Origin of the sequence: Streptomyces sp. NBC_01017, from assembly GCF_045162795.1 — a bacterium.
Taxonomy (GTDB): Bacteria; Actinomycetota; Actinomycetes; order Streptomycetales; family Streptomycetaceae; genus Streptomyces; species Streptomyces machairae.
In genome coordinates, this window is sequence record NZ_CP108683.1 from 7,029,511 (window position 1) to 7,055,927 (window position 26,417).

Sequence of the window (26,417 nt, forward strand, 5' to 3'; positions counted from 1 at the left end):
ATGTGTGGGTTCGGTCATCCTTCCATGGGACCTGCACGGAGCGCGATGTCCGTTTACCGCCGGTGGGCGGGGCGTACACGCGTGACGCTGGGGACATGACGACCTATCTGGCACGCCCCATCGATCCGACGGCCCTGAAGGAGCTTCGCTCTGCTGACGACGCGGGACGCCGGACGGTTCCCGTGACCGACGAGGAGGGTGGGGCGCCCCTGCGCTGCTGCCTGCGCCGCAGCGCCCCCGGCATGGGGGTCCCCCCGCTCGAGCGAAGCCGAGAGTGGGGGAGCATCGCCCTCGTCTCGTACGCCCCGCAGCGGCGCCGGGCGGCCGAGAACGGGGTCGATCCTGGGGCCTACGACGAGCAGGGGCCGGTGTTCATCCACGCCGACGAGTGCGCAGGTCCGGACGGGGACGCGCTGCCCTTCGCCAACGCCCACCGGACCGTCCGCCGCTACTCGGGCGACGGGCGTATCGTCGGGGGACGGCTGGTGGAGCCGGGGGACTTCGAGGCGTCGTTCGCGGAGGCTTTCGCCGACCCGGAGGTGGCGTTCGTCCATGTCCGGGCCGTGGAGTACGGGTGCTTCCTCTACGAGGTGCGCAAGGGGTAGGTATCGGGAGTAGTACTGCTGGTAGTACTGGCAGTAGTAACATTTGCCGCCACTTGCTATGCTCGGGGTATGAAGATCAGTGTGAGCCTTCCTCAGGAGGATGTTGCGTTCGTCGACGAGTACGTCGCGAAGAAATCGGCGGACTCCCGGTCCGCGGTGATTCACGACGCCATCGAACTGCTGCGACGGGCTCACCTGGAGCAGGAGTACACGGAGGCGTTCGCCGAGTGGGACGGCAGCGAGGACGCCGGGTTCTGGGACCAGTTCTCGGGGGACGGGCTGACCGATGAAGCGCGGTGACATCTACCTCGTCGACTACGAGCCGGTGCGCGGCAGCGAGGCCAACAAGGCACGTCCGGCGGTGATCGTCTCGAACGACGGTGCCAACGCGGCGGTCCAGCGCACCGGGCGAGGCGTCGTGACACTGGTTCCCCTGACCACGAACACCTCCCGCGTCTTCCCGTTCCAGGTGCTGCTTCCCGCGGGTGAGGGCGGCCTCCCCAAGGACTCCAAGGTGCAGTGCGAGCAGGTCCGCGCCCTGGCCGGGGAGCGGCTGCTGCGGCAGATCGGGTCGGTACCCCGTCAGCGCATGGCCCAGATCGATGCGGCACTCCGACTGCATCTGGAGCTCTGAGCACAGGGTCCGAGCACAACGAGAGGGGCGCCCACCGTCTACCGGTGGGCGCCCCTCTCGACGTAGGACCGGGCGTCAGCCCTTCAGCTCCGCCGCCACCAGCTCCGCGATCTGCACCGCGTTCAGCGCGGCGCCCTTGCGGAGGTTGTCGTTGGAGAGGAAGAGGGCGAGGCCGTGCTCGACCGTCTCGTCGGCGCGGATACGGCCGACGAACGACGGGTCCTGGCCGGCCGCCTGCAGCGGGGTCGGGACGTCGGAGAGGGCGACGCCGGGGGCGCCGGCCAGCAGCTCCTTGGCGCGCTCCACGCTGATCGGGCGGGCGAAGCGGGCGTTGACCTGGAGGGAGTGGCCGGAAAAGACCGGGACGCGCACGCACGTGCCGGAGACCTTCAGCTCCGGGGCCTCAAGGATCTTGCGGGACTCGTGACGGAGCTTCTGCTCCTCGTCGGTCTCGTGCAGACCGTCGTCGACGATCGAGCCGGCCAGCGGCAGGACGTTGTACGCGATCGGGGCGACGTACTTGTGCGGCTCGGGGAACTCCGCCGCCGAGCCGTCGTGGGTCAGCTTGGGCGCGTCGTCGCCGACCTTCTTGACCTGCTCGAACAGCTCGTCGACGCCGGCCAGACCCGAGCCCGACACCGCCTGGTACGTGGCGACGACCAGCGCCTCGAGGCCGGCCTCGGCGTGCAGCGGCTTCAGGACCGGCATCGCGGCCATCGTCGTGCAGTTCGGGTTGGCGATGATGCCCTTGGGGCGGTCGGTGATCGCGTGCGGGTTCACCTCGGAGACGACCAGCGGGACCTCGGGGTCGCGCCGCCAGGCCGAGGAGTTGTCGATCACGACGGCGCCCTGCGAGGCGACCTTCGGGGCGAGGGCCTTCGAGGTCGAGCCGCCCGCCGAGAACAGGACGATGTCCAGGCCGGTGTAGTCGGCCGTCGACGCGTCCTCCACGGTCACGCCGTCGAGCACCGAGCCGGCCGAGCGGGCCGAGGCGAACAGGCGCAGCTCGGTGACCGGGAAGTCGCGCTCCTTGAGGATCCTGCGCATGACCGTGCCGACCTGACCGGTGGCTCCGACGATTCCGACCCTCACGGCGACTCCTTCTACGTGGCTTGTCTGTGTCTGCTGCATGGCCGAGGCGTTTCCATGATGCGGTCAGCCTCGGCCCGCCTGTCCAATTGTTTGGCACGGATGACCGGCCAATGGGACGCGACGGACCCCGGGTGCGGCTCCGGTTCTCCGGCTCATACCCGTGCTGAGCTGGAGAAATTCGTCCAACGGCCGCCCCGCGCCGCAAGCTCGCCTGCCCACCGGTGACCGGGCTACGCGGCTGTGTGACGTACAACTCCGTGCCGCGCCCAGAAATTGCCGGGCATCCGGCCGAACGTTTTGGCGCAGTACGGCGTCACAGTCACCACACGGGGAGGGGAGGGGTGGCTGTGCTGCGCAGAAGGGCCCGCCGCGACCAGGGGGGCGGTGCCGTCCGGGACGTACCGGACGATCCGCTGGACGCGGCCCAGGAACGCCGGGTGCGGGCCGTGCTCGCACTGGGCGGAGTGCCGCAGACGGACCTGCCGGACGGGGTGCAGCAGGTCCGTCTGCGGCTGCTGGAGCGGGCCGCCGGCGGCCGCGAGGCGCCGCGGGACGTGTCGGCGTGGGCGGCGGTCGTCGCCTCCAACCTCGCCATGGACTGGCACCGGGCCAAGAAGCGCCAGGAGCGGCTGGGGGAGCGGCTCGCCTCCCTGCGCCAGCTCGAACACCCCTCCGGCGAGGACACCAGCCTGCTCTCCCTCGCCGTCGCCCGGGGCCTGGACGAACTGCCCGACACCCAGCGCCAGGTCCTGGTCCTGCGCTTCTACGGCGACCTGCCGGTCCGCGACATCGCCGAGGAGCTCGGCATCCCGGAGGGCACGGTCAAGAGCAGGCTGCACACGGCGGTACGGGCTCTGCGCGCCCGCCTGCACGAGGACGAGGTGGTGTGACGTGACCGCCGAGAACGAAGACCGCACCGGTCGCGACGGCTACGACGACGGCCGCGGCGGCGTCGACGCCCTGCTGGCCGCGATCACCGGCGAGCCGCTCACCGACGAGGCCCGCGCGGACGCCGCCTTCATGGCGGAGCACCGGTCCGCGGCGGCCGATGTGGCGCTGCTGCGCGAGCAGTTGGGGATCATCGGGCACGCGCTCGCCGAGCCGATGCCCCCGGCACCGGCGCCCGGGCACGCGCCGGCACCTGCCCCCGTACGACAGCCCTCCCGCACCCGGCGCCGCGTGTTCACCGTCGCCCTCGGCAGCCTCGCCGTGGCCGCCGCCGCGTCCGTACTGGTCGGCATGGGCTGGCTGCTGACCCAGGCCGGGAGCGGCGACACCGCGAGCTCGGGAGCGGACTCCGGCAGCGCCGCGAAGGACGAGGCCTCCGCTGACGCCGACTCCGCTTTCGGCAGCCCCCGCTACCTCGCCTGTTCCCGTCTGGTGGCCGAGGGGAGGGCCACCTCCGTCGAACAGCTCGCCGGTACGGGGTCGGTCCGCGTCACCCTGCACATGACCCGCTACTACAAGCCGGACAAGGGCGAGCAGGAGCCGGCCTTCGTGGTCGACGAGAACCTCGTCCCAGGCCTGCGCGAGGGCGACCAGGTGCTCATCGGCATCCCGCAGGGCGCCCTCCAGCCCGACTTCTGGGCCGTCGGCGAGAAGAACATCGCCCCCGAACGGGCCTGGATCACCGGCTCGCTGGCACAGTCGCGGGGACTCACCTGCTGACGACGAAGGGCGGGCGCCCGAAACCGGACGCCCGCCCTCACCGCCATTGCGGCGGAGCCGTACTACGCCACTACGGCGTGACCTTCTCGATCTTCACGTTGCCCAGGCCCGCGACCGTGCCACGGGCGTTGAGCAGCTGGACCTGGCCGAAGAACTCACGGCCCTCCGGCGCGGGCGCCAGCGCGGTGACGCTGCCGCCGACCGTGGCCGTGGCACCCGTACCGAGCTTCACCGGCGACTCGTCCACCGTGACGGTGCCGAGCGCGGCGGAGAAGAACACGTCCAGGTAGTCGTACGCCGTCGAGCCCGCCGGCACCGAGTAGCCGATGACCTCGATGCTGTACTTCCCGGCGGCCGGCTTCGCGATCGAGACCGACTCCTCCGAGTCGCCGTCGGCGGAGCTGCCGACCTCGGTGCCGGCCGCGTCGTAGACGGCCAGGTCGAGGTCCGCGGCCGCGTCGGAGACGTTGCCGATGGAGACGTCGAGCGAGGTGGCGCCCTCGGGCACCTCCACCGTGGTGGTCTGCGTGGCGCCCTCGGCGATGGTCGGACGGGCCGCCTTCGACGAGCCGAGCGGGCCGCCGGCCAGCTTGCCGTCGATCGCGGCGTACTTGTTGGTCACCTTCCAGGAGGCGGCGGCAGGGGTGCCGACCTTGGCCTCGGGGACGGTCACGGTCTCCGGGTCGAAGGCCGCACCGAGGACGGTGACGTCCAGCTTGAACGGGTTGTCGAGCAGCGGCGACGTACGGCGCGCCTCGACCTCGATCTCCCAGACGCCGGCCTGCGGGTCGGCGTAGGAACGCACGTCCGGCTTGCAGCCGTTGCCGTCGAGGTAGTTGTTGTAGCAGTACGGGGTGCCGGTGTTGTCCGACGGGGTGCCGTACGGGTGGATGGCGATGAACCGGGTCTGGCTCTTGTCCTTCAGCCCGCCGATCGCGACCTCCAGCGACTTCGCGCCCTCCGGGACGGTCACGAAGTACGACTTGGTGCTGTTGCGCTGCGTCGAACCGGCCGCCGAGTAGGTGTACTCGACCGGCGCCGAGACCACGACCGTGTTGAGGACCTGCTTGTCGATGCCCTCGGTGCGCGGGTCGTCGACCTCCAGGATCGCGCTCTTGATGCCCGCCGAGGAGGACTTCGCGGCGACCTTGACGGTGACCGGCTTGTTCAGGCCGAGGCTGATCTCGTCGGAGCCGACGATCTTGAAGGTGCCCCCGGCGTTGTTCTCGAAGTGCAGCTCGTGCCGGATCGCCTTGTCCGCGCCGGACGTACGGGTGATCGTGACGTCGTACGTCTTCTTCTGCCCGGCCTTGAGGCCGCCCTCGCGGTCGTAGACGCCCGTGCCGAAGCCCGGCGTCTTCAGGAACTGGTCGATCGCGGTGTCGACCGGCGCCTTCACCGTGTACTCGTGGGCGGTCGCGCCGTCACGGATGGAGTCCCAGGCGTCCGGGACGTTGATGAGGCCGGCCCCCTCCTCGTACGCCTGGACACCCTTGATGTGGTCGGCGGTCGAGGTCAGCGCGGTGCGCAGCTTCGCCGGGGTGAGGGCGATGCCCTTCTGCTTGGCGGCCGACAGGAGCAGCGCGGACGCGCCCGCGGCCTGCGGGGACGCCATCGAGGTGCCCTGGAGCATGCCGTAGCCGGCCGGCAGGGTGTAGCCCGCCTCGGCGACCGGGGCGCCCGGCAGCCAGGTCTGGATGGTGTTGATCGCGGCACCCGGCGCCGACAGCGTCGGGGTGAAACCGCCGTCCTCACGCGGGCCGCGCGAGGAGAACGGCATCATCGCGTACTTCTTCTCCACGACCGAGCCGTAGTTCGCGGCCCAGGTCTGGCTGGAGACGGTCGCGCCGACCGAGATGACCTTGGCGGCCAGCGCCGGGTCACCGATGGTGTTCGCGCCGGGGCCGGAGTTGCCGGCCGAGATCACGAGCTGGACACCGTAGGTGTCGATCAGGCGCGTGTACAGCTCGGCGCGGGCGTTGTTGCCGTCGTTCAGCGCCGGCAGACCGCCGATGGACATGTTGACGATGTCGACGCCACGGTTGACGACGAGATCGATCATGCCCTCGGTGAGCGCGACGTTGGTGCAGCCGCCGGTCCAGGTGCAGGCACGGGACGCGACGAGCTTGGCGCCGGGGGCCTGGCCGTTCATCTTCCCGCCGAACAGGCCGTTCGCGGCGGTGATGCCGGCGACGTGGGTGCCGTGCTCGGACTCGATGACGCCGATGTTGACGAAGTCGCGCTTCTGGCCGACCCAGTCGCCGCCCAGCGGGTCCATCGGCACGTCCTTGCGGATCTGCACGACGAACGGCTGCCGCTCGGCGACGTCGGTGGCCGGGTCGTCGGTGCCGAAGTACCCGATCTGGAAGCCGTCCTTGTACGGCTTCATCGGGGTGTCGTCACCGAAGTCGTTGTTGTTGTTGAGGTCGACCCGGACCGTGCCGTTCGCGGCGTCGTAGAGCACGCCCCACGAGTCGGTCTTGTCGCCGTCACGGTTGGCGTCGCCCGCCGCGTCGCCGCCGGTGGTGTACGACTCCAGGAAGGTGCTGACCTGGTAGGAACCCGCCGGCGCGGTCCAGGTCTTGCCGCTGTAGCTGAACGTGGGCCCGGAGACGGAGGTCACCATCGGGCGCCAGGTGCGGTCGTTGTCGACGAGCGGGTCGGTGGCGGTGACCCAGTCGACGATCTTGCGCTCGCCGGTGGTGGTCTTCTGCAGCGCCGGGTGGGCGAGGTCGATGCCGCTGTCGAGGATGCCGATGGTGATGCCGCGGCCGTCCGCCTTCGGGTTCTTCTTCACGAAGTCGACGGAGCCCGTCTCGAAGGACGGGTTGTACGGGTTCTCGGCCGGGGTGCTCTTGGACGGGGCCGAGTAGGAGGTGGCGGCGGCCGTCGACTTCTTCGTGTCGACGGCGGGGGTCGTCCAGGGGTATCTCCTCGCGCAGGTCGATGCCGTGCACCGAGGAGAGCTTCGTCGCCGCGGCGATGGCCGAGTCGGCCTTGCCGGTGGGGACGGTCGCGCGGACATAGCCGAGCTTGTCGTAGGTACGGCCCACAGAGCCGACCGCGTCCAGCTGCTCGGCGACCTTCTCGGTCTGGCCGGGCGCGGTCGCGATCATCATCGTGACGTTCTTGTCGCCGTCGGACTTCGCCTCGGCGAGCAGGTCGGCGTCGTCCGAACCGAGCTTGTCGTGCGCGGACTTGACGCTCGGGTCCGCGGCGGGCGCGGGGTCCCCGGCCATGGCCATGGGTATCGGCCCGGCTGCGGAGAGCGCGGCGACGAGACCTGCGGCCACGGCTATGCGGGCCGCGCGTCTCGCGCCCGGCTTGGGTTCGCGCTGGGGGGTGAGGGTCATCGGCATCCCTTGTAGGTAAAGGAGCATGGGCCGTCCGGTATGTGAACCCGGACGACCGCACAGCCTTACGCAAGGGAAGGATGTTTGGGAAGAGTTGACCCAATCGAAATGGAGGGATGGGGGAAACCCCCTGTTCATTTGGGATGCAAGGGTCTTAAGGGGCAAGTCGCCCGCAAGCCGGAAAATCACCTGCCGATCCGGGCCTCACGCCTCTAATGTCCCTACGTGCAAAAGAAGTTGAGGGTGGCGGCCTACGCCATTTGCGTGCGTGACGGACAACTCCTCCTCGCCCGGTCCCCGGCCCCCGGCGGCGGCTTCGAATGGGTGCTGCCCGGCGGCGGCATGGAGCACGGCGAGGACCCCTACGACACGGTCGTGCGGGAGGTGGAGGAGGAGACCGGCTACCTCGTCGAACCGACCGGCCTCCTCGGCCTCGACTCCGCCCACCGCGTCTTCCCGGCCCGCTTCGGCCGCGACGTCGACCATCACGGCGTCCGCCTCGTCTACGAGGCCCGCATCACCGGCGGCGACCTGCGCTACGAGGCCAACGGCTCCACCGACATGGCGGCCTGGCATCCCCTGGACGACGTCCCGGACCTGACCCGTGTCTCCATGGTCGACAAAGGGCTGGCCCTGTGGCGCGAGCGGCCGGCGGCGGGGCGCATCCAGGGCGCGGGTAAATAGCTTCAGTACCCCGCAAGATGAACACGGAGTGACCGCGTCCCGGCCGTTCGAGGAGCGGCCGTGAACGCGGAGGGTGTCCCAAGATCCACGTACGGTGATCGGCGCTGCGCGTTGCGGCCCTGTTCATGCGCAGGTCATTCCCGCTGCCAACGATCCACAGTGAGCGGGATGTTCGCTTCGGCGAGCGCCCCGCGACCACTGCCGACGCGTTCGCACTCGGGGAGACCGCGCCATGTCGCGCATACGCTCTGTCGCCAGCTCCGCGCTGGGGGTCCACCGCCGTACTCTGCTCGCCGCCACCGGTGCGGTGACCCTCTCCGCGGGGGTCGGCTACACCCTGCGGCCCACCGACAGCGAGGCCGCCACCACGGCGGGCCCCGCGAGCGCGCAGGGCGCCGGTGCGGGCAACGCCGCGGCCGAGGCGCCGGTCGGTGCCTCCCGCAAGCTGCCGGTCGCGCTCGCTCCGTACACGCGGGGCACCACTCTGGCCAATGTCGCCACCCCGCGCGGTACCTCCGGCTACCGCCGGCTCGGTGACGGCCCCGGCTGGCGCCGCGTCGTCCGTGACGACCTGGCCGCCCCCAAGGCGGACCGCGCGAAGCGGCGCACGGCACTCGCCGCCTTCGTGCAGCTCACCGACCTGCACCTGATCGACGCCCAGCACCCGCTGCGGCTGGAGTACCTGCGCTCCACGGACGTGCACGCCTGGCGGCCGCAGGAGGCGCTGACCGTGCCCGGCGCGGTGGCCCTGGTCGAGCGGCTCAACGCCCTGCGGGGCGGCCCCGTCACCGGCGCCCCGCTCCACTTCGCGATGACCACCGGCGACAACACGGACAATAACTGCAGGTCCGAGCTGGAGTGGTTCCTCACGGTGATGAGCGGCGGTCGCGTCACCCCCAACACCGGTGACCCGCGGCAGTACGAGGGCGTCCAGAACAGCGGCCTGAAGCTGTACTGGCAGGCCGACGACAGCGTCCGCGACGCCGACAAGCAGGTCGGCTTCCCGCACATCGAGGGCTTCCTCGCCGCCGCGATCCGAGAGACGCGCAGCCCCGGCCTGAACATCCCCTGGTACTCGACGGTCGGCAACCACGACGCGATGCCGCTCGGCACGTACGCCTCGCACAGCGACTCCTACCTGACCGACCTGGCCGTCGGCGGCAAGAAGCTGATGAACGTGTCGGCCGCGGACGCCAAGAAGCTCCAGGACTCCCTCAAGCAGGACAAGGACCCGCGGGGCACCGTCTTCAAGGACTTCCTCAAGGCCCACGCCCGCTCGATGCGCTCGGTCACGCCGGACGAGAAGCGGGCGCCGTTCACGCCGAAGGACTACGTGCGGGCCCACCTGGACCCGGCGTTCCGCGGCCTCGGCCCCGTCGGCCACGGCTACTCGACGGCCAACCTGGACGCGGGCACCCAGTACTACAGCTTCCGCATCGCCGACGACGTCATCGGCATCAGCCTCGACACCACCGACCCGGGCGGCCACTACGAAGGGTCCATCGGGGCGGCCCAGTTCAACTGGCTGGACAGGACGCTGCGGGAGAACAAGGACTCGTACGCGATCATCTTCAGCCATCACACCAGCAAGACGATGGGCAACCTCCGCCGCGACCCGGCCCGCCCGGGCGAGCGGCGCGTGGGCGGCGCCGAGCTGGTCCGGCTGCTGGGCGGTCACCGCAATGTCCTGGCCTGGGTGAACGGCCACATCCACAAGAACGTCATCACCCCGCACTCCGCCTCCGGCGGCCGTTCCTTCTGGGAGATCTCCACCGCCTCCCACGTCGACTTCCCCCAACTCGCCCGGATCATCGAGGTGGTGGACAACAAGGACGGCACGATCTCGCTGTTCACCACCCTCATCGAGTCCTCGGCCCCGCACGCCACAGACTTCACGGACCTCTCCCAGACAGGTCTGGCCGCCCTCTACCGCGAGCTGTCCCTCAACGCCCCCGGCGCGCGCTCGACGCTGGCGGGTGAGCGGGGGGACCGGAACACGGAACTGGTCCTGAAGAAGGCCTGAGCGGGCCCTGAAGCAGCCCTGAGCCGCACAACGGCCGAAACACGCTCAACTGCCGTCCCCCTCTTCAACCTTGGCGCCACCCGCCCGGTCTCTTTCTCCGACCACGCTCGAAGTGAGCGGACAGATGGGGGAGAGACATGAGCGTACGTACGACCCGCACGGCCCTCGTGGCGGCGACGGCGGTGACGCTGTCCGTGGCCCTCGCGGTCCCCGCGCTGGCGGCCACGCCCGCCGCAGAGGGGCACGGCGCGACCCGTGAGGCCATGGAGGCGGCCGTCGACACCGGCGTGCCCGGTGTGACGGCGACCGCGAAGGACGGCCGCGGCACCTGGTCGGCGACGGCGGGCGTCGGCAACCTCAGGACGGGCAAGCCGCGTTCGGCGGACGACCGCTACCGGGTGGGCAGCATCACCAAGACCTTCGTCGCCACGGTGCTGCTCCAGCTGGAGGCGGAGGGCACGCTGTCGCTGGACGACACCGTCGAGGAGTGGCTGCCGGGCGTGGTGCGGGGCAACGGCCACGACGGCGGCCGGATCACCCTCCGCCAGCTCCTCAACCACACCAGCGGCATCTACAACTACACGGCGGACGACGAATTCGGCCGTACGTACTTCCTCAAGGACGGCTTCTTCGAGCACCGCTACGACACCAGGAAGCCCGCGGAACTGGTCGCGCTCGCCATGACCCACAAGCCGGACTTCGAGCCGGGGACGTCGTGGAACTACTCCAACACCAACTTCCTGCTCGCCGGAATGGTGATCGAGAAGGCCACGGGCCGCCCGTACGGCGCCGAGGTCCGCGACCGCATCATCAAGCCCCTGCACCTGACGGCCACGTCCGTCCCCGGCACCCGCGTGAGCGTCCCCGGGCCCAGCAGCCGCGCCTACTCCAAGCTGGCGGAGACGGCGACGGGCCCGACGTACGACGTCACGAAGCTCAACCCGTCCCTCGCCTACGCGGCCGGCGAGATGATCTCCAACTCGGCCGACCTCAACCGCTTCTACTCGGCCCTCCTGCGCGGCAAGCTCCTGCCGCGCGAGCAGCTCGCCGAGATGACCACGACGATCCCCGTCGACGAGGCCAACAGTTACGGCCTCGGCCTGATGAAGACCGAGCTGACCTGCGGGGTCACCGTCTGGGGCCACGGCGGCGGCATCCACGGCTCCACATCCGAGGGCGTCACGACGCGGGACGGCCGCCACGCCCTCGCCTTCAACTTCAACGGCGACTGGTCGGGGGACACGGCCGCGGTGATCGAGGCCGAGTTCTGCGGGAAGGAGCCGGTGAGGGGCGGCGACCGAGCGGGCTCGGACAAGAAGCATTCGGTTCTGTCGGACGTGATGTCCGTACCGCCTCATACCGGCTGATCTGCGAGCTCAAGGCCGCCATCGCCGACGGAACGGTGGGGTTCCTGAAGTCGCGGGCGATTTCTGGTCCTCGGGAGGGAGTGCTGCTGCCATGGCGTCGAACCGGCGGTCGAACCGACCGACTTCACGAGGCTCGTCCGAAGTGGATACGGAACCCCAGGCGCCGTCGGCCTGAACGCACGGCGCGCGAGTAGCGCTCGGTCTGGGGCAGGTAGTGGAACGTCCGTTCTGGCGTTCGCTGGTTGTGGTGACTGCCTCGCGACTTTGGCCCGTATGTGCGTATCTCGCACATACGGTCTCGTCGTGGAACCCGGAGTGTGAGGGTGGGACGGAAGGGGGTGATGTTGTCTCGGAATTGACGTGGGTCAGGGAGGCCGGGCACTCCCGGTACACCTACCGGCTCCGCGTGTCCTCCACCGCCGGTACGGCCCTGCTCGCCGAGTGGGACCGGTGCCGGTGGGCCTGGAACGAGTGCGTCGCCCGATCCAAGAAGGCCCACCAGGTCGGGGAGGAGTGCGGCCCCGCGCGGCTGGACAGGATGCTGACCGAAGCCCGCGCCACCACGCCGTGGCTGGCCGAAGGCTCGTCAGTTCCGCAGCAGCAGGCCATCCGCGACTTCGGCAAGTCTCGCGCGAAGGCTCTGAAGGACATCAAGGACCGCAAGCCGATTCGTCAACGGGCCGGAATGCCCAGGTACAAGAAGAAGGGCGAGGCCGACCCCACTCTCAACTACACGCGGCGCGGCTTCCGGATCAAGGACGGCCGCCTGCACCTCGCGGGCGGCATCGTCCTGACGGTGGTGTGGTCCTGCGGCCTCCCGGCCGATCCGTCCAGCGTGCGCGTCTACCGCGACCCCCTCGGTCGTTGGTACGCCTCGTTCGTCGTTCGCGTCGAAGTCCAGCCGATCCCCGCCACCGGCGCCGTGATCGGGGTGGACTGGGGCGTGAGGGTGACTGCGACCACCACGTCGGACGCTCACGACCTCCCGCACGCCGGGCACGGCAGGAGAGCGAAGGCGGACCTGGGTCGGTACGACCGGATGATGGCCCGCCGCAAGCCGGCCAAGGGGCAAGCGGCCTCGAAGGGCTATCGCGAGGCGAAGAAGCTGCGGACGAAGACGTGCCAGAAGATCGCCCGGCAGCGGCAGGACACCGCCCGCAAGTGGGCCAAACGCGTCGTGACCCACCACGACGCGATCGCCGTGGAGGACTTCCGCCCGAAGTTCCTTGCCAAGACCACCATGGCCCGCAAAGCCGCCGACGCGGCGATCAGCGCCACCAAACAGGCCCTGCTGGAAATGGGCCGCAAGCGCGGGCGCGACGTGCGCCTGGTGCACCCCGCGCACACCACCAAGGATTGCGCATCGTGCGGAGCGAGAACCAAGCACGCACTTCCTCTGTCGGAACGTACCTACACCTGCACCGCGTGCGGAGCCGTCTCTCCCAGAGACAAGAACTCTGCACGCGTGATGCTGGTCCGGGCTGGTCTGTACCCGGCTGGTGCCGAGGGCGCAAGACCTCCTGGAGCGCCGCTCCAGGAGGCGGCCTGAGCCAGGAATCTCCCTCGCCCACGAGGGGAGCAGTCAATACCGGGGCAGCACCACGCCGACGCGGCCCTCTGCGGCTGTCATCGGGGCAGCACCACGACATACGCGGCCGGATCACGGTCCACCGCGGCCATCAGCGCCGTACGGACCACCGCCGCCTGCTGCTCCATCGACTCCCGCAGCTTCTTCGGGGTGATGTGCACGACCGTGATGCCGAGCCGCTCCAAATGCTCGCGCTTGCGGGCGTACTCGGACCACAGGGCGTCGTCGTCCTGACGGTCGCCCTGGCGGGGGGCCCGGGTGTCGAGTTCGACCGCCACCGAGTGCTCCGGCCAGTACGCGTCGAGGCCGCCGAGGTGAGGGCCGCCCGGCAGGCGCAGGTCGACGTTCCAGACGGGGTCGGGGAGGCCGTGGTCGCCGACCATCTCGTACAGCCGGTCCTCCGCGATCGCGCGGCCCTCCGCGAGCAGGGAGTCCACCGCGTCCACCACGTGCGGGCGGGACAGCAGCTTCGCCTGGTTCAACTCCCGTACCACCGAGGCCGGTTCGCAGTGGCCGCCCCGGACGGCCTCGGTCAGCAGCCGGCGTACGGCGCCCGCGTCGGTCAGTTCGGCCACCGCGTCGGCCAGGGCGCGCGGCACCGGGGCGACCGGGAGGCCCGTCACCTGCTGGGGCGTGGGCAGTGCGGGGGTGCGCAGGATGCGGGCGCAGCCCGTGGAGCGCAGCCGGCGCATCCGCGGGACCAGGACGTCGACCGTGTCCAGCGCGGTGAGCGGCGGCGTGGCGGAGAAGCCGTGCAGGGTCAGCGCCGCGAGGCCGGTGATCACCGCGTCGGGGTAGCGGGGGGCGGCGTGTTCCTCGTCCGCGTTCGGCTGGGACGGTACGCCCGTCGTCCGCTCCCGTGCCGCGTACATCAGCACCGCGTGCAGGCGCTCCTCACTGGTCGGCGGGCCGGGGTGGAGCAGGAAGACGCCGGGCAGGATCTGCTGCCAGGGGCCGCCCGGGCGGCACTGCTCGTTCATGTCGGCGTTCGCGACGCCGTGGGACTTCAGCTGTGCGGCCGTCATGACACGGCGGTGCACCTCGGAGAGGTGACGAAGGGGGCGGGGGGAGAGCGGGGGGGGCGGGGCGTTGTGGTTCATGACCCGGAGGTTCCCGCGTCGGATCGGCCCTTTAACCGCTGTTACACGCCCGTCGACAAATACGGACAACATGGCGCTAAAGGACGCGTGTTCGGATGCCGAGTAGACACGGAAAACCCCTGGTCCGTTCGGGTGGGACCAGGGGTTACGGCTGCTATTGCCTGAATTCCGTAACGGTCACGGACCGCCGTGATCGTTGGCCATAGGTCATCCGGCGGTTGACGCGTCGGCGGCCGCCGCGTCACACGCCTGCCCCCGCAGCCCCCGCGCCAGATCGTCCCGCGCCTCCAGCACCAGCCGCCGCAGCGCCGGCGCCGCGTCCTCGTGGGCCGCGAGCCACGCGTCCGTCGCGTCCAGCGTGGCCCGCGACTGCTGGAGCGCCGGGAACAGACCCCGGACCACGACCATGCCGATCTGGATGGACCGCCCGGCCCACACCCGCTCGATGGCGGCGAAGTACTTCTCGGCGTACGGCGCGAGCAGCTCCCGCTGGGACGGCTGGGAGAAGCCGGAGATGGTCGCCTCGACCAGGGCGTTGGACAGCGCGTCGGACTCGACGACCTGCGCCCACGCCTGCGCCTTCACCGCCTCGGACGGCCGGGCGGCGAGGCAGCGGACCTGGTGGCGCCTGCCGGACGCCGTGTCGTCCCGGGCCAGTTCGGCGGCCAGCACCGACTCGTCGGCCGCTCCATGCGCGGCCAGCGGCTCCAGGAACGCCCAGCGCAGCTCCTGGTCGACATCCAGCCCCTCGACCTTCTCCGCGCCCTCCAGCAGACCCCGCAGCAGTCCCAGATCCTCCGGCCCCGACGCCACCGACGCGAGGAACCGCGCCCACGCCAACTGCTGCTCGCTGCCGGGCGCGGCGGCCCGCAGCTCCCGCAGCGCGCCCTCGGCCAGCAGCCGTTCGCCGGTCTGCCGCCACTCGGGCGCCACATAGTTGACCAGCGACGAGTTCGCCCACGCATGCAGCATCTGCAGCACGCCGATGTCGGACTCGCGCCCCGCGAACCGCAGCACCAGATCCACGAACTCCCGCGCCGGCAGCAGCGCGTCCCGCGTCATGTTCCACAGCGCCGACCAGCACTGGGCGCGGGCGAGCGGGTCGGTCAGCGCGCCCAGGTGCTCCCGCAGCGTCGTCAGGGACGTCTCGTCGAAGCGGGTCTTGCAGTACGTCAGGTCGTCGTCGTTGACCATCACCAGCTCCGGCGCCTCGGCGCCCGCCAGTTCCGCCACGACCGTGCGCGGACCGTCGACGTCGACCTCGGCCCGCGCGTACCGCTCCAGCGCACCGTCCGAGCCCAGCCGGTACAGGCCCACCGCCACCCGGTGCGGGCGCAGTTCGGGGTGCGACTCCGCCGCCTCCTGCACGACCGCGAGCTCGTCGATCCGGCCCTCGGCGTCCAACAGCACCTGCGGGGTCAGCGAGTTGACGCCCGCCGTCTGCAGCCAGGAGCGCGCCCATACGCCCATGTCCCGGCCGCTGGTCTCCTCCAGCGCCGACAGCAGATCACCGAGCCGGGTGTTGCCGTACGCGTGCCGCTTGAAGTAGCGCCGCGCACCCTCGAGGAACGCGTCCTGCCCGACGTACGCGACGAGTTGCTTCAGCACCGAAGCGCCCTTGGCGTACGTGATGCCGTCGAAGTTGAGCTTCGCGTCCTGGAGGTCGCGGATGTCCGCGGTGATCGGATGCGTGGAGGGCAGCTGGTCGGCGCGGTAGGCCCAGGCCTTGCGGCGGTTGGCGAAGGTGATCCAGGCGTCCTTGAAGCGGGTCGCGCCGACGTTCGCGAACGTGCCCATGAAGTCCGCGAAGGACTCCTTCAGCCACAGGTCGTCCCACCACTCCATGGTGACCAGGTCGCCGAACCACATGTGCGCCATCTCGTGCAGGATGACGTTCGCCCGGCCCTCGTACGACGACCGCGTGACCTTGCCGCGGAAGATGAACTCCTCCCGGAAGGTCACCATCCCCGGGTTCTCCATCGCGCCGAGGTTGTACTCGGGCACGAACGCCTGGTCGTACTTCCCGAAGGGGTACGGGTAGTCGAAGTGGTCGTGGAAGAAGTCCAGGCCCTGCTTGGTGACCAGGAAGACGTCGTCGGCGTCGAAGTACGGGGCGAGCCCCTTGCGGCACATCGCGCCGAGCGGGATCCGAAGCGTGGTGCCGTCGGCGAACGTGCGGGAGTACGAGTCCGTGACGTAGTGGTACGGGCCCGCCACCACACACGTGATGTACGTCGAGATCGGCTTGGTCTCCGCGAACCGCCAGGTGCCGTCGGTGAGTTCACCGGTCCCGTTGCTCCACACCGTCCACCCCTCGGGTGCCCGCACCTCGAAGCGGAACGGCGCCTTGAGGTCCGGCTGCTCGAAGTTCGCGAAGACGCGGCGGGAGTCGGCCGGCTCGTACTGCGTGTAGAGGTAGACCTCGCCGTCCTCCGGGTCGACGAAGCGGTGCATGCCCTCACCGGTGCGGGAGTAGGCGCACTGCGCGTCGACGACGAGCTCGTTGTCCGCGGCGAGGTCCTCCAGGACGATCCGCGAGCCGTCGAAGACCTCGCTCGGGTCCAGGTCCCTGCCGTTCAGGGAGACGGCCGTCACGCTCGGCGCGATCAGGTCCGCGAAGCTGGTCGCGCCGGGCTCGGCGCACCGGAAGCGGATCGTCGTGACCGAGCGGAAGGTGCGCGGGGCCCCGCTCTCGAAGTCCCCGTCGCCGACTGCGGAACGCACGTCGAGGGACACGTCGTACCCGTCGACGACAAGCAGGGCGGCCCGCTCGCGGGCCTCGTCGCGGGACAGATTCTCACCGGGCACGAGCGGCACTCCCTCGGGTGGTGTTCAGTATGCGGACAGCCCCGATCCTGCCATGCGCCCCTGATCCACGGCACCGGGGAATGGCGGGGCGAGCAGCGGTGTTGCCCGAGAGGTTCGGCTGAGACCTGCTTGCCTCATGAGGAGAGACATGTCGGAGAAGACCCCCGTCGACTTCTGGTTCGACCCGCTGTGCCCCTGGGCCTGGATGACCTCCCGTTGGGTGCTGGAGGTGGAGAAGGTCCGTGACATCGAGGTCCGCTGGCATGTGATGAGCCTGGCCGTTCTCAACGAGGACAAGCTGGACGACCTGCCCGAGCAGTACCGCGAGCTGCTGGAGACCAAGGCGTGGGGTCCCGTCAGGGTCGTCATCGCCGCGCAGGAGGAGCACGGCGCCGAGGTGCTCGGCGACCTTTACACCGCGCTCGGCACCCGTATCCACAACCAGGAGGAGGGCCCCGGCAAGGAGACCGTGGCCGCCGCCCTGAAGGACGTCGGCCTGCCCGAGTCCCTCCTGGAGCACTGGGACGGCACCCCCTACGAGCCGCAGCTGCGCGCCTCCCACAAGGAGGGCATCGACAAGGTCGGCCAGGAGGTCGGCACCCCCGTCATCGCCGTCCCCGGCGCCGACGGCGAGCAGATCGCCTTCTTCGGCCCGGTCGTCACCCCGGCCCCCCAGGGCGAGGACGCCGCGAAGCTGTGGGACGGCACCCTCGCCGTGGCCTCCGTGCCGGGCTTCTACGAGATCAAGCGGACGCGGACGAAGGGGCCGGACTTCAGCAACCTGTAGGGCTCACCCGGGCTCACCCCGGTTCCGTGGCGGCGGCCTGGATCTTCAGTTCCTCCGGGAGCAGGCCGCCGTCGCTCTGCCTGTGCCAGGGCTGATACCAACGACAGCCCTCGGCCGTGCAGCGCCACAGGTCGGCGGTGAAGGAGTGCTTCTCCTTGATCGCCGCCCGCTCGCGGTTGTCGAGCTTCCTGAACACCTGCATGCTGCGACAGGTCCGGCAGTTCTTGTCCCGGAAAAACATCAGCCCCTCCTAGCCATCACCGCCAGATCGGGGAAGTCGGTCACCACCGCGTCGACCCCCAGCCCGTAGTACAGCGCGTACTCGGCGAACGCGTCCCCGAAATCGTTCGCTCCGCTACCGCGCCGGAATTCCGCGGGCAGGAACTGGTTCTCCGCGCGGAAGGTGTACGGCCCGATCCGCAGCCCCGCCGCATGCGCGTCCGCGACGAGCGACGTACCGGCGACCGACGACTTGTCCGGCCCGATCCAGTCCGCGTACTCGGCGATCCGCGCCAGGCCCGCCGGGCTCATCATGTCCTTGTACGTCGTCGGATCACCGGCCGAGACCAGGTCGTACGGCCCACCCGTGGTCCCCAGCGCCTGCCACAGCGGCACCCTCAGCCGCTCCGCCGCGATCCGTTTCAGACTCGTCGGCTCGAAGGACTGCACCACGCACTCACGCGAGCCGAGCCGGTTGCGACGGATCACGTACGCGAGCTTCGGCTCCAACGGCAGGCCGATCGAGCGGAAGTACGTCGGATGCTTGGTCTCCGGGAAGACGGCGATCGTACGGCCGTACGTCTTCGACAGCCTGCGCGCCAGGTCCACCACCTCCTGGAAGGTGAGGATTTCCTCCCGGCCGTCGAACACCGTGTTGCGGTTGCGGACCAGCGGCAGCCGCTCCACCGCCCGCAGCGTCCTCAGCTCCGCCAGCGTGAAGTCCTCCGTGAACCAGCCGGTCACCGCCCGCCCGTCCACCGTCCTCGTCGTCCGGCGGTCCGCGAACTCCGGGTGCGATGCCACGTCCGTCGTCTGCGAGATCTCGTTCTCGTGCCGGACGACCAGGACGTGGTCCTTCGTCGGGACGAGGTCCGGTTCGATCCAGTCGGCGCCGGTCTGCACGGCGTACGTGTAGGAAGCCGCCGTGTGTTCGGGGCGCCACCCGGCCGCGCCGCGATGGCCGATGACGACCGGCCCCGTCGAAGGGCGGGGGGCGGCGGCCGCCGGTGTGGGTACGGCCACGGCCGCCGTGCCGCCGGCGGCCGCGAGCAGCAGGGATCTACGTCTCGGATGCATACAACTCCCTTTCCTCGTACGGCTCTTCAGATGCGTCGTGCCCTCTCGCGCGCCTCGGTCAGGCGGGCCAGATGGTCCTCGAACGCCCTCGCGTAGTACGCCGCCCGCTCTCCGTCCGGCTCGACGACAGCCGTCGGCCGCGTCCACGCCTCCGCGTCCAGCGCCACCCCGTACCGCTCGGCGGCCGCCAGCACCGCGCCCCGCGCGCCCACCTCGCCCTCGACGACCCGCAGCGGACGCCCGAGGACATCGGCGAGCAGCCGCATCCAGGCCGGGCTGCGCGTGCCGCCTCCGCACACGGCCAGCGTTCCGGTGAGGCCCGCCGCCTCCAGACAGTGCCGGGCCGCGTAGCCGATGCCCTCGCAGGTCGCCCGGACCAGGTCGGCGCGGGTCGACTCCAGGGAGACACCGGTCAGTTCGGCGCGCAGACGGGGCTCGACGAAGGGCGCGCGCTCGCCCGACGGCGCGAAGTACGGCAGGACGCGGACGCCGTGCGCTCCCGGCGGGGTCTCTGCCAGCAGCCCGTCGACCTCCTCGTGCCGGACGCCCGTCGTCGACAGCACCCAGTCCAGCGCGGCCGTACCGACCATCGCGGGCATCGCGCGCAGCCAGTGCCCCGGGCGGTCGGTGTTGATGTACAGCCCGGCCGGCTCGCCGGTCAGGTCGAGGCCGGTGGTCGCGACCAGGCTGGCCAGACAGGTGCCGACGATGAGGAGACCGTCGCCGGGGGACGTCACGCCCGCGCCGAGCGCGCAGGCCGGGAGGTCGTACGGGCCGTTCGCGATGCGGGTCCCGGGCGGGAGGCCCTCGCCACGGGTCCGCGCGGTCGCGACCGGGTCGCTGACGGGGGCGAGGAGGCCGCGGCGGTGGGTCAGGCCCAGGAGTTCGACCACTCGGTTGTCGTAGGTCCGGGTGCGGGGGTCGAGGAAGGGCATGGAGGCGTCCGACACGTCCGTCGTCGGGGCTGCTCCCGTCAGCCGCTGGAACACCATGTCCTTGCAGTACAGCGCGGCCTTCGCGGCATCCAGCGCCTTCGGCTCGTGGCTGTCCAGCCAGGCGAGGAGCGGTCCCGGAGACCCCGGGAACATCGCGCCCCCCGTCCGCCGGAACACCGTCTCGAACGTGCCGTCCGCCAGCCAGCGGTCGACCAGTTCGTGCGCCCGGCCGTCCATCCAGGAGGCGGCGGGGCGCACGGGGAGTCCGTCGGCGTCCACCAGCCATACGCCGTCGCCCTGGCCGGTCAGGCCGGCCAGCTCGACCGGTTCGGGGGCGTGGGAGGTCACCTCGTTCAGTACGGCGACGACTGCGGCGTACACCTCCTCCATGTCCTGCTCGACGAAACCGCCGTGCAGGGCCAGGTTCACGGGGCGGGCGCCGACCGCGAGTTCACGGCCCGCCGAGTCGAACGCGGCTGCCTTCACCGTGGACGTGCCTACATCGATACCGACGTACATTCCAACCCACCTCTTTGGCTCGGTCGGCTGTGCAGTGCCTTTTGCAGCTGGCGTGCCGAATATCTGGCTCGGTCGCCTTCGGGGCGCCTCAGCCGGTGTCGAGAGGGCGATCGTGCTCGACCCTTCGGGCCTCCGCGCGTTCACCCTCTCGACACCGGCGCGCCCCTACGGCTCCCTCACGGCCGGTGTCGTCGGACCAGTGAGGTTGGTGGGCTCGCACCCGGGGTCCCGGGGCCCCGGGCGGACCCTCACCTCAGGTCAGGCAGTGCGCGAGTGGCTTCCCGCGCACCCAGCGGCCCACCTCGTCGGCGGCGATCCGGGCCGCCTTCTCCGCGACCGCGCGGGACGCGCCGCCCAGGTGGGGGGTCAGGACGACGCGGTCGGCGAGGGCGTGCAGGCGGGAGGCCGGGGGGAGCGGCTCCTGGGCGTAGGTGTCCAGGGCCGCCGCCGACAGGTGGCCGTTCTCCAGTGCGGTGCACAGGGCGTCCTCGTCCAGGAGTGGGCCGCGGGCCGCGTTGACGACCACCGCCCCCTGCGGGAGCAGGGCGAGTTCGCGGGCGCCGATCAGGCCTCGGGTCTCGGTGGTGAGGCGGGCGTGGAGGGTGATCACCCGGGAGGCGCGCAGGAGGTCGTCCAGGGAGGCGACCCGCAGGCCGTGGATCTCGCCGTGGACGTAGGGGTCGTGGACCATGACCCGTGCCCCGAAGGCGCCCAGCACGCGCGCGACCCTGCTGCCCACCGCCCCGTAGCCGACCAGGCCGACCGGCAGGTCCTCCAGTTCCAGGCCGCTGTGCTCGTAGGTGTAGTAGGTGGCCCCCTCCCAACTGCCCTGCCGGGCAAGGAGGTCGTGGGCCTGGGGGATGCGGCGCAGGGCCGCCAGCATCAGGCCTACCGTGAACTCGGCGGTGGCGGCGGCGTTGCGGCCGGGCGCGTAGCAGACCCGGACGTCGTGCCGCTTGGCCGCGTCCAGGTTGACGTTCACCGGTCCGCCGCGGCAGACCACGACCAGGCGGAGGTCGGGACAGGCGTCGAGGACGCGTTCCGTGACCGGGCCCATCTGGGTGACCAGCACCTGCGCACCGGCGAGCGCCTCGATCAGCGCGTCCTCGGCGTCGCTCGCCTCCGTCACCTCCGCCACCGGGCCGAAGGGGTCGAGCGGCCAGCCGAGGGTCAACTCGGCCACTTCGCAAGTGAGTTCAGGGTCCAGTGCCTCTCTGATCAGCGCCGGCAGGATGAAGTGGTCGCCCGCGGCCACCACACGCACGCTGTTCCCGTTGGTCATCGAAGGGAGTCTCCTGTCTCGGCGTCGAAGACGTGGGTGAGATGAGGGTCGGCGGTGACGTGGACGCGGTCGTCGTGGGCGAGGCGGACCTCGGGGGTGGTGAGGACGACGAGGGGGTTTTCGACGCCGTCGAGGGTGAGCGTGGCGATGCCCGACTCCAGGAGTGGTTCGTGGGCGACGACGCGGGCGGGCAGGCCGCCGTCGTCCTCGCCGGTCAGGGTCAGGTCCTCGGGGCGGATGCCGACCACTACCTTGCGGCCCTCCGGCAGCGGTACCGGCAGCGCGATCCGTACCGCGTCGGAGAGGCGGGCGTGGGCGTCGGTGTCCGTGCTGCCGGGGAGGAGGTTGATCGCGGGCTCGCCCACGAAGTCCGCGACGAAGACATTGGCGGGGCTGTCGTAGATCTCGTACGGGGTGCCGAGCTGCTGGATGACGCCGTCCTTCATCACCGCGATCCGGTCGGCGAGGGACAGGGCCTCCTCCTGGTCGTGGGTGACCAGGATGGTCGTATGGCCCAGGTCGCGCTGGATGCGCTTGAGTTCGCGGCGGGTCGTGTCGCGCTGGGCTGCGTCGAGGTGGGACAGGGGCTCGTCGAGGAGGAGGACGTCCGGTTCGCGGATCAGGGCCCGGGCCAGGGACACGCGCTGCTTCTGGCCGCTGGAGAGGCCGGCGGGGTGGGCGTCCAGGATGGCGGTGAGGTCGACGCGTTCGGCGATCTCCTTGACCTTGCGGTCGACGTCGGCCCGGTCGGCCCGTCTGCGTGCCCTCAGGCCGAAGGCAAGGTTCTGCGCCACCGTCAGCGGCGGGTAGAGGGCGTAGTTCTCGAACGCGACCCCGATGTTGCGCTGCTGGGCCGGGCGGGCGGTGATGGAGGCTCCGCCGATCAGGATGTCACCGCCGGTCACCGTCTCCAGGCCGGCGATCATGCGCAGGGTGGTGGACTTTCCGCAGCCCGACGGGCCCAGGAGGCCGAGCAGTTCCCCGGAGCGCAGGGCGAGGTCGATGCCGCGTACGGCGTCCACCGCCGGGCGGCCCCGTGCCCGGTACGTCTTGCGCAGATCACGTAGCTCCAGCTCGGTCATCGCTGCCCTTCGTCGCGCATACCTCGTAACGGACCTTGTGCTCGTCCAGGTCCCGCAGTGCCTCCGCCGACGCCCCGTCGTCCACGAGGAGCAGGTCGAAGCGGGAGAGGGGGACCACCCGGTGCAGGGCGACGCGGGCGAGCTTGGTGTGGTCGATCAGCAGGATGTTGCGGGCGGCCGCGTCGAGCATGGCCCGCTTCACCGACACGATGTGCTGCTCCTGGTGGTAGGCGAAACCCCCGCGCACGGCCGACGTCGACGCGAAGCAGACGTCCACGCGCAGCTGCTCGATCGCCTCGACGCAGGAGACGCCGAGGAAGGACGAGTGCAGCGGGTCGTAGTCGCCGCCGAGGGCCATGAGGTGGATGCCACGCTGGTCGGAGAGGAGGTTGATGGCTTCCAGGAAGTTGGTGACGACCGTGAGCGGGGTGACCTCGCCGAGGCGGAGCCTGCGGGCTATCTCCAGGGTGGAGGTGGAGTCGTCCAGCATGATCGCCATGCCGGGCTCGATCAGCTTCAGCGCACGGTCGGCCACGGCGGCCTTCTGCGCCCGCATGGTCTTCAGCCGGTACTGGACGTTGGACTCGAAGACACCGGACGGCTGCGCGGTCACCCCGCCCCTCGACTTCCTCACGATTCCCTGCCGTTCGAGTTCGTCGAGGTCCCGGTGGATCGTCATCAGGCTCACGCCGAACCGCTCGGCCAGCTCGGCTGCCGTCGCCGAGCCGTCGGCGAGGACCTGCTCGGCCATGGCGGCCTGGCGGGCCGCGGGGCCCTGCTGACCGCTGCTGTGGTTGCTGCTCATCGTGTCTCGATCCGTCGTCCTGGACGCTCCGGCCGGTCGGCCTCGAACAGCAGCAGGTTCTCAGGCCGGACCGACAGCCGGACCGGATCATCGGGTCGAAGGCCGGCCGCGTCGCCGCGCGGGGCGACCAGCGACACGTGCTGCTCGCCGAGCCGGACGGTGACCTCCACGGACCGGCCGAGCACCTCGGTGACGTAGACGGTGCCGGTGAGCTCGTGTCCCCGGCCCCTCAGCTCGATGTCCCGTGGGCGGACGCCGACCAGGACCTCCGTGCCGGGGGCGGCGTCGGCCCGCATCGGCAGCTCGACCTTGCCGTCCGCCGAGCGGAAGCTCCCGTCGGGCGCGAGGGCTCCCGGCAGCAGGTTGATACGGGGCCGCCCGAAAGCGCGGGCGACCTCCGTGTCGTGGGGCCGGTACCAGATCTCCTCCCGCGTCCCCGTCTGCACGATCCGCCCGCCCCGGATGACCCCGATCCGGTCGCCGAGCGCCAGCGCCTCGACGGAGTCGTGGGTGACGTAGAGGGTGGTCGTGCGCCGCACCGCCCCGATCGCCTTCAGTTCGGCCCGCATCTGCTGGCGCAGCTTGGCGTCGAGGTGGGACAGGGGCTCGTCGAGGAGGAAGGCCCGGGCCGGGCGGACCAGGACGCGGCCGAGGGCGACGCGCTGCCGCTGGCCGTTGGAGAGCCGGCCGACCGGACGGTCCAACAGGGCCGAGATGCCGAGGAGTTCGGCCACCTCGCCGATCCGTTCCCGGGCCTGCGCAGCGGGGAGGCGGTGCCGGGGGGAGCGGAGCGGCGAGGCGAGATTGTCGTAGGCCGACTTGTGCGGGTAGAGGGCGTAGCTCTCGAAGCACATCGCCACGCCACGGTCGTAGGGCTCGATGCCGCGCATGTCCCTGCCGTCGAGTTCGACCGTGCCGGCGTCGGGCATCTCCAGCCCGGCGACGGTCTTCAGGGTGGTGGTCTTGCCGGCGCCGGACGGGCCGAGCAGGCAGAAGAACTCGCCCTCGTGCACGTCCAGTTCCAGCCCGTCGAGCGCGGTGGCCTTGCCATACGCCTTGCGGATCTCCCTCAGGCGGATCATGACTTCACCGCCCCGAACGACAGCCCCCGCACCAGATACCGCTGGATGGTGAGGGCCAGCAGCAGCGGCGGTACGACGGAGACGAGCGCGGCGGCGGCCGTGAGGTTGTACTTGGGCCGGTCCCCGCCCAGGAAGGACAGCGCGCCCACCGTCACGGTCTGCGCCTCGTTGGAGGTCAGGATCAGCGGGAAGACGAAATTGTTCCAGGCGAAGATGAAGGCGAGCAGGGATACTGCGGCCACTCCCGGCTTCACCAGCGGGAGCGCCACCCTCATGAACGCCTGCTTGCGGGTGTAGCCGTCCAGCAGCGCCGCCTGTTCCAGCTCGGGCGTGAGGTCGGCGAAGTACGACCGCATGATCCACACGATCAGCGGCAGCGTGACCAGCTGGAGCACCCACACCATGCCGACGTACGTGTCGAACAGCCCGAGCTTCTGGTACAGCACGAACAGCGGGATGATCACGGTGAGTTCGGGCGCGAACCGGAACGACAGCAGCGTGAACATCAGGTTCTCCGAGCCCTTGAAACGCCAGCGCGCGGAGGCGTACGCGGCCGGCAGCCCGACCAGGAGCGACAGCACGACCGCGCCCACCGACACCACCAGGCTGTTGACGAAGAACCGCACGAACGGGATGCCCTCGCTGTCGCCGAGGACCGTGCGGTAGCCGTCGAGGGTGGGGGAGAAGGAGAAGTAGGTGGAGAAGAGCTGGTTCGTCGGCTTCAGCGACAGGATCACCATCCAGGCGATCGGGAACAGCGCGAAGACGAAGTAGAGGATGAGGGCGGCGTCGGCCAGCCACCCCAACAGGCGATTCTTGACGGTCATTTCACCTCCGCGGCCTTCCGCTGGATCTTCCCCAGGTGCTTCACCAGCACCATCGCGGCGAGATACACCACGGCCCACAGCACGATCGTGTAGCTGATCCCGAACGAGTACCGCTGGAAGCGGATCGCCTCCAGATAGGCGCGGATCTGGAGCACGACGGTCGAGTCGCCCGGCCCGCCCTCCGTGAGGGCGTAGATGATGTCGAACACCTTCAGCGAGTCCATGAACCGGAAGATCACCGCCACCAGGACGTACGGCCACAGCATCGGCAGCGTCAGCCGCCGGAAGGTGTACCACCAGCCCGCCCCGTCGACGGCCGCCGCCTCGAAGGGAGAGGTCGGCAGCGAACGCAGGCCGGCGAGGGCGAGGATCGCCACGAACGGGGTGTAGACCCAGACGTCCACGGCGATCGACGACAGCAGGGCGCCGGTCGGGGTGTCCGTCCACTGGACTCCGCCCAGCCCGAAGGGTCTCAGCAGGTAGTTGATCACCCCCACCGACGGCTGGAGCATCAGCTTCCAGATGATCGCCGCGATCACCGGCGCGATCATCAGCGGCAGGATGAGGATCTTCTCCAGCACCCTTCCGACCAGCGACGACCGGTGCAGCAGCAGGGCGACGGCGACCCCGAGGACCGTCTCGACGGCGGCGGCCCCCACCGCGTACAGCACCGTCACCCATGCCGAGTTCCAGAAGGCCTCCTGCGTGAAGACGGTCTCGTAGTTCTCGAACCGCACCATGTCCGGCTGGGGCTTGCTCGCCGAGAAGTCGAACAGGGTGTAGTAGAGGCCGAGCCCGAAGGGGTAGAGGATTCCGCAGGTCAGGAGCAGGGCGGGGACGATCAGGACGTACGGGCGAAGGGCGAGCCGCCATCCCATCG

General features: G+C 70.5%; 22 protein-coding genes and 1 pseudogene. 10 read left to right on the forward strand and 13 right to left on the reverse strand.

The genetic code is table 11. The annotated features are described in order from the left end of the window. Window positions 1–95: 95 nt before the first annotated feature. The 3 genes from OG331_RS32400 (at window position 96) to OG331_RS32410 (ending at window position 1,239) form a co-directional block, all read left to right on the forward strand. On the forward strand, window positions 96–605 hold the full coding sequence (locus OG331_RS32400) for a DUF1203 domain-containing protein (RefSeq protein WP_406202743.1): 510 nt from the start codon (window positions 96–98) through the stop codon (window positions 603–605). 69 nt (window positions 606–674) lie between these two features. Further along, the gene (locus OG331_RS32405; protein ID WP_328881608.1) at window positions 675–905 is read left to right on the forward strand and encodes a ribbon-helix-helix domain-containing protein; all 231 of its coding nucleotides are present in this window, start codon (window positions 675–677) and stop codon (window positions 903–905) included. Beyond that, entirely contained in the window at window positions 892–1,239 is a 348-nt protein-coding gene (locus OG331_RS32410) for a type II toxin-antitoxin system PemK/MazF family toxin (protein ID WP_406202745.1), read from the forward strand. Before OG331_RS32405 ends, OG331_RS32410 begins: the two co-directional genes overlap by 14 nt. 75 nt (window positions 1,240–1,314) lie before the next feature. Here OG331_RS32410 and OG331_RS32415 read toward each other — a convergent pair whose 3' ends face one another. Beyond that, the gene (locus OG331_RS32415) at window positions 1,315–2,331 is read right to left on the reverse strand and encodes an aspartate-semialdehyde dehydrogenase (protein ID WP_328881610.1); all 1,017 of its coding nucleotides are present in this window, start codon (window positions 2,329–2,331) and stop codon (window positions 1,315–1,317) included. A gap of 341 nt (window positions 2,332–2,672) precedes the next feature. Between OG331_RS32415 and OG331_RS32420 the strand changes: the two genes are divergently transcribed. Continuing rightward, a complete protein-coding gene (locus tag OG331_RS32420; protein WP_406202747.1) occupies window positions 2,673–3,221 on the forward strand; it encodes an RNA polymerase sigma factor in 549 nt (182 codons plus the stop codon). Between the two features lies 1 nt (window position 3,222). Next, entirely contained in the window at window positions 3,223–3,999 is a 777-nt protein-coding gene (locus tag OG331_RS32425; RefSeq protein WP_406202749.1) for a hypothetical protein, read from the forward strand. A 70-nt stretch (window positions 4,000–4,069) separates the two neighbouring features. On the opposite strand, the pseudogene OG331_RS32430 reads toward OG331_RS32425, so the two are convergent. After that, window positions 4,070–7,352, reverse strand: a pseudogene (locus tag OG331_RS32430) (S8 family serine peptidase). A 225-nt stretch (window positions 7,353–7,577) separates the two neighbouring features. Between OG331_RS32430 and OG331_RS32435 the strand changes: the two are divergent. The 4 genes from OG331_RS32435 to OG331_RS32450 all read left to right on the forward strand — a co-directional run bounded on the left by OG331_RS32435 (window position 7,578) and on the right by OG331_RS32450 (window position 12,975). After that, window positions 7,578–8,036 (forward strand): NUDIX hydrolase, encoded by a 459-nt coding sequence (locus tag OG331_RS32435; protein ID WP_406202751.1) that lies wholly within the window; start codon window positions 7,578–7,580, stop codon window positions 8,034–8,036. 232 nt (window positions 8,037–8,268) lie between these two features. After that, complete coding sequence (locus OG331_RS32440; protein ID WP_406202753.1) at window positions 8,269–10,059, forward strand: TIGR03767 family metallophosphoesterase; 1,791 nt, start codon at window positions 8,269–8,271, stop codon at window positions 10,057–10,059. Between the two features lie 137 nt (window positions 10,060–10,196). Then, window positions 10,197–11,426: a serine hydrolase domain-containing protein gene (locus OG331_RS32445; protein WP_406202755.1), complete on the forward strand. Its 1,230-nt coding sequence runs from the start codon at window positions 10,197–10,199 to the stop codon at window positions 11,424–11,426. A gap of 355 nt (window positions 11,427–11,781) precedes the next feature. Then, window positions 11,782–12,975 carry an RNA-guided endonuclease InsQ/TnpB family protein gene (locus tag OG331_RS32450; RefSeq protein WP_406202757.1) on the forward strand — a complete coding sequence of 398 codons (1,194 nt, stop codon included), beginning with the start codon at window positions 11,782–11,784 and terminating at the stop codon, window positions 12,973–12,975. A 77-nt stretch (window positions 12,976–13,052) separates the two neighbouring features. Here OG331_RS32450 and OG331_RS32455 read toward each other — a convergent pair whose 3' ends face one another. Beyond that, window positions 13,053–14,114, reverse strand: a complete 1,062-nt coding sequence (locus tag OG331_RS32455) for a hypothetical protein (protein ID WP_406202759.1) — start codon at window positions 14,112–14,114, stop codon at window positions 13,053–13,055. Window positions 14,115–14,321: 207 nt separating this feature from the next. Next, window positions 14,322–16,922, reverse strand: a complete 2,601-nt coding sequence (pepN, locus tag OG331_RS32460) for an aminopeptidase N (RefSeq protein ID WP_406202761.1) — start codon at window positions 16,920–16,922, stop codon at window positions 14,322–14,324. A 148-nt stretch (window positions 16,923–17,070) separates the two neighbouring features. On the opposite strand from pepN, the gene OG331_RS32465 reads away from it, so the two are divergent. After that, the gene (locus OG331_RS32465) at window positions 17,071–17,709 is read left to right on the forward strand and encodes a DsbA family protein (RefSeq protein ID WP_363041197.1); all 639 of its coding nucleotides are present in this window, start codon (window positions 17,071–17,073) and stop codon (window positions 17,707–17,709) included. A gap of 13 nt (window positions 17,710–17,722) precedes the next feature. Here the strand turns inward: OG331_RS32465 and OG331_RS32470 are convergent, their stop codons facing one another. The 9 genes from OG331_RS32470 to OG331_RS32510 form a co-directional block, all read right to left on the reverse strand. Then, window positions 17,723–17,950, reverse strand: coding sequence for a hypothetical protein (locus OG331_RS32470; protein ID WP_406202763.1), 228 nt, complete (start codon window positions 17,948–17,950; stop codon window positions 17,723–17,725). Further along, window positions 17,950–19,005 (reverse strand): glycerophosphodiester phosphodiesterase family protein, encoded by a 1,056-nt coding sequence (locus OG331_RS32475; RefSeq protein ID WP_406202765.1) that lies wholly within the window; start codon window positions 19,003–19,005, stop codon window positions 17,950–17,952. The genes OG331_RS32470 and OG331_RS32475 overlap by 1 nt, the downstream gene beginning before the upstream one ends. 26 nt (window positions 19,006–19,031) lie before the next feature. Next, window positions 19,032–20,459 carry an FGGY family carbohydrate kinase gene (locus OG331_RS32480; protein ID WP_406202767.1) on the reverse strand — a complete coding sequence of 476 codons (1,428 nt, stop codon included), beginning with the start codon at window positions 20,457–20,459 and terminating at the stop codon, window positions 19,032–19,034. A gap of 253 nt (window positions 20,460–20,712) precedes the next feature. Next, window positions 20,713–21,741 (reverse strand): 2-hydroxyacid dehydrogenase, encoded by a 1,029-nt coding sequence (locus OG331_RS32485; RefSeq protein ID WP_406202769.1) that lies wholly within the window; start codon window positions 21,739–21,741, stop codon window positions 20,713–20,715. After that, entirely contained in the window at window positions 21,738–22,823 is a 1,086-nt protein-coding gene (locus tag OG331_RS32490; RefSeq protein ID WP_406202771.1) for an ABC transporter ATP-binding protein, read from the reverse strand. The genes OG331_RS32485 and OG331_RS32490 overlap by 4 nt, the downstream gene beginning before the upstream one ends. Further along, window positions 22,801–23,628 (reverse strand): DeoR/GlpR family DNA-binding transcription regulator, encoded by an 828-nt coding sequence (locus OG331_RS32495; protein ID WP_363041209.1) that lies wholly within the window; start codon window positions 23,626–23,628, stop codon window positions 22,801–22,803. The genes OG331_RS32490 and OG331_RS32495 overlap by 23 nt, the downstream gene beginning before the upstream one ends. Next, entirely contained in the window at window positions 23,625–24,710 is a 1,086-nt protein-coding gene (locus tag OG331_RS32500) for an ABC transporter ATP-binding protein (RefSeq protein ID WP_406202773.1), read from the reverse strand. The genes OG331_RS32495 and OG331_RS32500 overlap by 4 nt, the downstream gene beginning before the upstream one ends. After that, window positions 24,707–25,537: a carbohydrate ABC transporter permease gene (locus OG331_RS32505; RefSeq protein WP_406202775.1), complete on the reverse strand. Its 831-nt coding sequence runs from the start codon at window positions 25,535–25,537 to the stop codon at window positions 24,707–24,709. The genes OG331_RS32500 and OG331_RS32505 overlap by 4 nt, the downstream gene beginning before the upstream one ends. Further along, complete coding sequence (locus OG331_RS32510; protein ID WP_363041212.1) at window positions 25,534–26,415, reverse strand: sugar ABC transporter permease; 882 nt, start codon at window positions 26,413–26,415, stop codon at window positions 25,534–25,536. The genes OG331_RS32505 and OG331_RS32510 overlap by 4 nt, the downstream gene beginning before the upstream one ends. Between the last annotated feature and the right edge of the window lie 2 nt (window positions 26,416–26,417).

Excerpts from the sequence above, each read along its gene's own strand:
- OG331_RS32400 (WP_406202743.1), top strand. The coding sequence starts at position 96 with ATGACGACCTATCTGGCACGCCCCATCGATCCGACGGCCCTGAAGGAG.
- OG331_RS32405 (WP_328881608.1), top strand. The coding sequence starts at position 675 with ATGAAGATCAGTGTGAGCCTTCCTCAGGAGGATGTTGCGTTCGTCGAC.
- OG331_RS32410 (WP_406202745.1), top strand. The coding sequence starts at position 892 with ATGAAGCGCGGTGACATCTACCTCGTCGACTACGAGCCGGTGCGCGGC.
- OG331_RS32440 (WP_406202753.1), top strand. The coding sequence starts at position 8,269 with ATGTCGCGCATACGCTCTGTCGCCAGCTCCGCGCTGGGGGTCCACCGC.
- OG331_RS32445 (WP_406202755.1), top strand. The coding sequence starts at position 10,197 with ATGAGCGTACGTACGACCCGCACGGCCCTCGTGGCGGCGACGGCGGTG.
- OG331_RS32455 (WP_406202759.1), bottom strand. The coding sequence starts at position 14,114 with ATGAACCACAACGCCCCGCCCCCCCCGCTCTCCCCCCGCCCCCTTCGT.
- OG331_RS32465 (WP_363041197.1), top strand. The coding sequence starts at position 17,071 with ATGTCGGAGAAGACCCCCGTCGACTTCTGGTTCGACCCGCTGTGCCCC.
- OG331_RS32470 (WP_406202763.1), bottom strand. The coding sequence starts at position 17,950 with ATGTTTTTCCGGGACAAGAACTGCCGGACCTGTCGCAGCATGCAGGTG.
- OG331_RS32475 (WP_406202765.1), bottom strand. The coding sequence starts at position 19,005 with ATGCATCCGAGACGTAGATCCCTGCTGCTCGCGGCCGCCGGCGGCACG.
- OG331_RS32480 (WP_406202767.1), bottom strand. The coding sequence starts at position 20,459 with ATGTACGTCGGTATCGATGTAGGCACGTCCACGGTGAAGGCAGCCGCG.
- OG331_RS32485 (WP_406202769.1), bottom strand. The coding sequence starts at position 21,741 with ATGACCAACGGGAACAGCGTGCGTGTGGTGGCCGCGGGCGACCACTTC.
- OG331_RS32490 (WP_406202771.1), bottom strand. The coding sequence starts at position 22,823 with ATGACCGAGCTGGAGCTACGTGATCTGCGCAAGACGTACCGGGCACGG.
- OG331_RS32495 (WP_363041209.1), bottom strand. The coding sequence starts at position 23,628 with ATGAGCAGCAACCACAGCAGCGGTCAGCAGGGCCCCGCGGCCCGCCAG.
- OG331_RS32500 (WP_406202773.1), bottom strand. The coding sequence starts at position 24,710 with ATGATCCGCCTGAGGGAGATCCGCAAGGCGTATGGCAAGGCCACCGCG.
- OG331_RS32505 (WP_406202775.1), bottom strand. The coding sequence starts at position 25,537 with ATGACCGTCAAGAATCGCCTGTTGGGGTGGCTGGCCGACGCCGCCCTC.
- OG331_RS32510 (WP_363041212.1), bottom strand. The coding sequence starts at position 26,415 with ATGGGATGGCGGCTCGCCCTTCGCCCGTACGTCCTGATCGTCCCCGCC.